General features: G+C 45.2%; 4 protein-coding genes. All 4 read left to right on the forward strand.

Features of this window, described 5'->3' with window-relative positions; translation table 11 throughout:
* Positions 1–104: 104 nt before the first annotated feature.
* The 4 genes from V1L65_RS24785 (at position 105) to V1L65_RS24800 (ending at position 6847) form a co-directional block, all read left to right on the forward strand.
* Positions 105–1508, forward strand: coding sequence for an ABC transporter substrate-binding protein (locus V1L65_RS24785; RefSeq protein WP_331701960.1), 1404 nt, complete (start codon positions 105–107; stop codon positions 1506–1508).
* Between the two features lie 61 nt (positions 1509–1569).
* Positions 1570–2490 carry a carbohydrate ABC transporter permease gene (locus tag V1L65_RS24790; protein WP_331701961.1) on the forward strand — a complete coding sequence of 307 codons (921 nt, stop codon included), beginning with the start codon at positions 1570–1572 and terminating at the stop codon, positions 2488–2490.
* Between the two features lie 12 nt (positions 2491–2502).
* Complete coding sequence (locus V1L65_RS24795) at positions 2503–3315, forward strand: carbohydrate ABC transporter permease (protein ID WP_331701962.1); 813 nt, start codon at positions 2503–2505, stop codon at positions 3313–3315.
* A gap of 46 nt (positions 3316–3361) precedes the next feature.
* Positions 3362–6847, forward strand: a complete 3486-nt coding sequence (locus V1L65_RS24800; protein WP_331701963.1) for an S-layer homology domain-containing protein — start codon at positions 3362–3364, stop codon at positions 6845–6847.
* The last annotated feature ends 326 nt before the right edge of the window (positions 6848–7173 follow it).

Below are 7173 nucleotides of genomic sequence, written 5' to 3' on the forward strand. Positions count from 1 at the left end.
AACGGTAAAGGAAGACCATACGTTAGAGCCACAAGGTTTTCTTATAATAGCCTTATCGGATGAGAAATTCCGACCGACCAAATTTCTAGGGGGTAACTTGTATTATGCTGCAGGCGAGAAGAAAATTTAGCATGCTGGTCATTTTAGCGCTTATCGTATCTTTGCTAGGGGCGTGCGGAGGCAGTAATTCCGGCAACAAACCGTCAGCTTCAAATGATTCAAACGGGCCAACTGCAGAGGCAGGCGGCAAGGAGACGGACAATAACAGTGGTTCTGACGAAGTAATTGTGCTGAAGTACGCGACTACGCCGGAGACGGCGGTTGCGCAAAGCACAAAGGATTTGATGGCGCTTGTTGAGAAAAAATTGGGCAACGTCAGACTGGAGCCATTGATTATCCCGGGAGAAGGCACGGATTGGAATAAAAAGGTGACAATCAGCTTGATGGCCGGCGACGAAATGGACATTATTTATCAGAACGCGACTACTTTTCAAAAATTCGCAACAGCGAATTTAATTGAACCGCTAGATGATTGGATTGCGGAAGACAACTATGATGTTAAATCCATTTATGGCAGCAGCATGTCGACTTTCAACGGTAAAACCTATATGCTGCCTGCTTTCAGAGATGTGCATATCACCATGTATAACAAAGATTTATTCGACCGGGCTGGCATACCTTATCCGGACAATAACACATGGACATGGGATAAGTACGTAGAAGCGGCAAAGGCGATTTCTCAACTGGGCGATGGCATATACGGCTCATACATGCTTGATTGGGACCCATATTTTATGTTTTCAGCAAGGCAGAAAAAAGTGCCGGAATACAAAGAGGACGGCACATCCAACTATGATGATCCTGCGTTCGCAGAGTCGATGAAGTTTTTCTATGACCTAGGCAATGAATGGAAGGTACAGCCTGATTTTATTACGTTCAGATCGAAAAAAATGCCATGGGATTCTTTCCTGGCAGAAGGAAAGTATGGGATGTTTGTTGTAGGCAACTGGGCTCTGCAAAGCGCGATGAATGATACGCAGTATCCGCGCGATTGGAAAATGGGCGTTGCGATTATGCCGCAGGTTAACGAGGGAGAAAAGATTTCCTTGGGTATTATGGGAGGCTACTCTGTCGCGGCAACGTCAAAAAATAAGAAGGCTGCCTTTGAGGCTGCCAAGGTGCTGGCTGAATCACAGTGGGAATTGCCAGGGAATGTACCTGCGCGGATTGATCTTAAGCAGGAAGATGTGAATGCCATTCTTAATCCAATGGCAGAGAAGCTGAGCAAAGACGATATTACAGTAGAAAATTTAAGAGACGCGATTCTTGACCCTGAAATGGACATTGTGAATGAGAAAATTGTTGGCAAGGGTATGACAGCGATTACAACAATGATTACTTCAGAGGGCGAACTGTATGCATCGAAGCAGCGTTCGCTCGAAGAAACGATGAAGGTGCTGAAGGAAAAATCAGATCAGGCGATCAAGGACGACAATTCCTCATCATAACCGGACTATGGGGGAGCTTTCCCCCCTTTTCTCTTAATGGACCGAAAGGAATGCTTATCATATGAAAAAAAAATGGGGATTTAACGGATGGAACCTGTCTCTGCACAGGCAAGAGGAGCTGATCGGCTATCTGTTTATACTTCCGTTTGCGATTGGCTTTATCATCTTTCAGCTGGCTCCGTTGCTGTCCTCCATACTTATAAGCTTGACTGACCTGAGCTTTATTAGTAATTTATCAGCGGTCAAGTTTGTCGGGTTAGGTAACTTCATTACGATGTTCGGAGACAGCCAGTTTTTATCTGCGCTATGGAGAACGCTTTATTATGTCGTATTGTTTGTTCCCGGTTCGATCGGAGTAGGGTTGGTTTTTGCTCTATTGATTAACGCAAAGTTCTTTTTTCGAGGACCGATTCGCGTAGCGATTTTTCTGCCCTATGTCTCTAATCTAGTTGCGGTGGCTGTTGTTTGGGCGATGCTGCTGGATTATAATGACGGGCCAGTTAATGCCTTGCTTCGGTCAATTGGCGTCGAGAATCCTCCGTTGTGGCTGCTGGGTGTTCATACCGCCATTCCTACCGTAGTCGTTATTGTCGTATGGCAAAGTATCGGCTTTTTCATGGTCGTATTTCTTGCAGCCTTGCAAAATGTTCCAAGCGAGCTTTATGAAGCTGCTGTCATTGACGGGGCAGGGAGCTGGAACAAGTTCTGGAGAATTACAATGCCACTAATATCGCCAACGATCTTCTTGCTATCGATTACAGCTATTATTTCAGCATTTCAGAACTTCGGTCCGATTCAAGTGTTGACCAAGGGAGGACCAGGTGATGCTTCCACAACGCTGTCCATGAACATCTACAAGGAATCATTTGTTCATTACCGTTTCGGGTACAGTACAGCACAGGCTATTATACTGTTCCTCCTTATTCTGATTATTACTGTCATACAATGGCGAGGCCAGAAAAAATGGGTCACGTATTCCTAACGGAGGTTTCACATGCGCAAAATCATTTTAACCGTTTTTTTAGCCGTTCTCGGAATCGCTAACATCTTTCCTTTTATTTTTATGTTATCTTCGTCATTTAAGTCGCTCGGCAAAATTTTTGAATATCCGTTCAGGCTTATTCCCGATCCTTTCTTGACGGAGCATTACAAAAGTATTTTTGAACCGAGGTACGATTTCACGCTCTGGTATCAAAATACGATTGTGATGGTCATTCTTACTCTGTTGTTCAAGTGTGCGGTCGTTTCGCTTACCGCTTATGCATTTGCAAGATTGCGCTTCCGCGGGCGAAGCATTCTCTTTATTGTTTTTTTGGCAGCGTTAATGCTGCCTGGTGATGCAACGATCATTCAACGATATGTCATTTTCAAAATGCTGCATTTAACAGATTCTATATGGGCATTAGTGCTTCCGGCTGCCTTTGATGTTTATTTTGTTTTCTTGCTTCGCCAATTCTTTATGAGTATTCCATTCGAATTGTCTGAGGCGGCTATTATTGACGGTTGCGGGCATTTAAAAGTGTTCTATCGAATTATTCTGCCTCTGGCTAAGCCGGCACTAATTACGATGATGCTGTTTTCCTTTGTGTGGGCGTGGAATGATTTTACCAATCCGTTTATCTTCATCACGGATATTAAGAAGCAGATGCTAACGGTTGGCATTGCCCTGTTTCAGGAAACAAAGTCGCAAAATCACGGCATGCAGATGGCAGCTTCATCATTGGCGCTTATTCCGGTTATCGTCATGTTTCTATTTTCGCAGAAGTTTTTTATCAAGGGCATTGCAACGACAGGAGTAAAGGGGTAAGAATTAGATCGCGATTGTTATTTGACACTTACAGGAGGCAAAAGGTATGTATTTATTGAAAAGGAATGTTGCCAAGTATATCGCTCTGTTAATTGTCATTGCACTTCTTATTTCACCAGCTGCACAAAATACGGTTTCTGCCACTGGTTCTGTGAATGATCAATTCAATGGGCTTGCAGCGGAATGGGGTGCAGTCACGCACAACAGTGTATCCTTTAGTACCTCACTCACGGAGCTAAAGGCAGTAAAAACGGATAAAAAGCTCTATATGTATGTAAAAGGCAGCAATATGGATCAAGGCAACCATATATTTTATATCAGCAGCGGCAGCAATGCTGCGACCGGGATTGCTGTTCATGCGTGGAACGATGCAGTCAACGTAGATTACAAGATTGAGAACGGTGAAATTTATCATTATGAGAATGGTGCTTGGACTGCGGGAACTTCTGGAATCGTGGAAACAGTTCAAACGGCGACAGGAATAGAGGTTTTTGTAGATTTAGAACCGTTCGGAGCTGAATTCGCCAGCCGAGTGAAAATCGGTTACACACGAGATCACTATGATTTTCTTCCAACGGTTGGTGACAAGCTGCTAGCTGTTGATACGGCTAATACCGGCACGGGAACTTTGCAAATTGATGCGGACGGCTCAGCTGCTGACTGGGCTGGCATTGCTCCCGGCATTGTTTCGGCAGACGGGAAATCGCAATTATATGCTGCCCGCGATAGCCAGAATGTATATATCATGCTTAAAGGTCTTATTCCAGATGCATGGACTGATATTTTTCTCGACACGGATTATGATGCTTCCACTGGATGCTTTGCTTTCGGATGGGGGAATCTGGGGGCAGAGTATTTAATCGAAGTTAAAGATTTATTCGCCAGCAAGGGACGGGTCAGCTATGATTGGAACCCTCTCGGGCAGTTGGTAGGCTTCGGTAAAACCGTGAATAATGGACCGGATAATGAGACGATTATGGAATATAAGATTCCTTTGAATACTATTGGGATTACGCCGGAACAGAAGATTAGAATAGGTGCAATTTCTTTCTATAACGGTGGTGCCCAAGCTGTATTTTTGCCGGAGACTAGCGATGAACTGTTTACGCAATATAATATGCCGTCAACAGCATTTGTTCTTGATGGATTAGGGAGTGACTGGGACAACATTGGCTTTGTTGCTAAGGCATCTCCTTCAGAAATGACGCTTCGCGCTGTACAGGATCATAAAAAGCTGTATATGCTGGTGGAGGCTCTTAAGCCAACTCTGGATGGTGTCTACTTTATAGACAGTGATAACAACAGTGCAACCGGATTTAATCATCCGACATGGAGCGGCTCAGGGATTGATTACAAAATCGAGCGGGGCCAATTGTATAAATATACCGGAAACGGTGCCGATTCAAGCTGGGAGCTGGACGGCGATGTATATAGTGGGTTTAATGCTGATTCAATGGAGGTTTCCTTGAATTTAAGCCAAATCGGTAAAACTGGACCCGGCCCTATGAAAATAGGCTATGTCGGTAATGGCGTACTCCATCTGCCAGCCGGCTCGCCTGACATGCTGACAGTAAATGAAATCGTACAGCGTTCTGCCATTCCTAACGCCTACTATCCGGAGGAACATTATAAGGTGTTGAATAATCCTTTAATGGGTTGGGCTCCGCTGGCGATTAATGGACCTTATTCGCAGCCGCATAAACTTGTATATGTTTATACAACCTGGAGAGAGCTCGAGCCAGTTAAAAATGAATTTGCATGGGATGCTTTTGAGCAAAAATATAAGTTCGATTATTGGGCTGACCGTGACGTGAAGCTGGTGCTGCGCATTGTAATGGACTACCCTTTGGGTTCCCCGCATAGAGATATTCCAGATTGGCTGTATACAGCAATAGGCGGAGACGGAACCAATTACAATGACGGAGGCAATGCAGGCTTTAGTCCAAATTACAGTAACACGACTCTAATTGCCGAACATGAACGACTGATTGAGGCGGTTGCTGACCGCTATAATAATGATCCGCGGCTTGCTTATGTTGCGCTTGGAAGCCTTGGACATTGGGGAGAATGGCATACTAACAGCGCGGTTACAGATCCGTTTCCTCCTGCATCTATAACAGATCAATATGTACAGCATTATATAGACAACTTCAGCAATAAGCTTATCGGTATGAGAAGACCGTTTGAAATTGCCAAAGATGAGCGTCTTGGCTTGTTTAACGATATGATGGGCACAAAGCCGAATACTGACGAATGGCTGGACTGGATTAAAAATGGTGAGGGCAGTGCAGCTTCTGCTATGCCGGACTTCTGGAAATACAATTATTCAGGCGGTGAATTTAGCTACGGAAATCCGCAACAGCATTTATCGGATGCATCGTTCCTAGAAACATTGCGACAAATTAAGGAAAGCCACAATAGCTGGATTGGTCCAGCGACGGGAGCAACTATTGCAGCAGGGGCCCCTCAGCAATTGAATATGAATACTGTACTCAAAACGATGGGGTATCGATACGTATTGGAATCTGTTGCTCATGAACCTAAGGCCGCTGCCGGAGGCACTGCTTCTGTAGCGATGAAGTGGAATAACAGAGGGGTGGCGCCGATCTACTATGCTTATCCTTTGGAACTATCGTTGCTGGACAGTAATGGAGCAGTCGTTGCCGCAACCGCGTCTAATGCTGATTTACGTACATGGTTGCCTGGAAAAACTTCGCTTACAAGCAATTTGGCCATTCCAGCAAACTTGCAGCCAGGTATTTACCAGCTTGCCGTTGCAATCGTGGACCCGGATACTGGCTTGCCTGCAGTGGACCTGGCGATTTCAGGCAGAAATGATGATGGTCGTTATGTGCTGGATAACGTAGAGGTCGTCCCGAAGAGCAATCCTAATCCGACTAATAATCCGGGACCGACACCTACTCCGACACCGACTGAACCAGCCCCTACGGAGAAGCCGGATTCAGGTAATCCGGAAGAATCATCTAATCCGGATTCCGCGGTGAGTTATAAGGATGTACCGGATAACCATTGGGCAGCTGATGTCATTCGCCAAGCATCCAAACTTAAGATTATATCGGGCTATACAGATGGCACCTTTAAGCCGGGCCGCGAAGTTTCCCGCGCTGAATTTGCAGTTATGCTTGCTCGTGCGTTGCAATTAGGTGAAGCGTCCACTCCGCTATCATTTAAGGATAGTGCCGAAATACCGCAATGGTCATTGTCTTCCGTGGCACAAGTCGTTCAGGCGGGGATTATAACTGGCTATCCGGATGGGACATTCCGCGCTGAACAGCCAGTCACCAGGACAGAAGCTGTGGTAATGCTAGTTAAAGCACTTGAACTTAAGCTTAAACAGGATGCAGTATTGCCATTCCAGGATGCAGGTGAAATTGCCGATTGGGCGAAACCATTTGTGTTTGCCGCTTATGAGGCAGGTATCATTCAAGGCAAGCAGGATGGGCGTTTCGATCCGGCAGCCTTTGCGACTCGAGCTGAAGCAGTGAAGATGATTATAGCGCTGGTCGAGTAACGAGAAAGCCCTCATCTAAGATGAGGGCTTTGTGCGATTAAAAATCAATAAATCGTAAATGTGATTGATGCCTATGCCTTTTGGGAGTTGTAACGGTTGTGAGCGGCGCTATTACGCGTAAAAACCCCCTTTTGGAATTGTAACGGTTGTGAATGACGTTATTTGCGAACAAATGACCAGATAGGCCGCATTTCATAGCCAATAAGCTCGCTCACAACCGTTACATTTTAAAATGCCGCTTTTTCGGTAAAATAGCGTTTGTGGCAACCGTTAGAATAAAAAAGATGCGATTATGAGCGCCTTTTTGGGCAATAAGAAAAAAAGGT

Source organism: Paenibacillus sp. IITD108 (assembly GCF_036541265.1).
Classification (GTDB): domain Bacteria; phylum Bacillota; class Bacilli; order Paenibacillales; family Paenibacillaceae; genus Pristimantibacillus.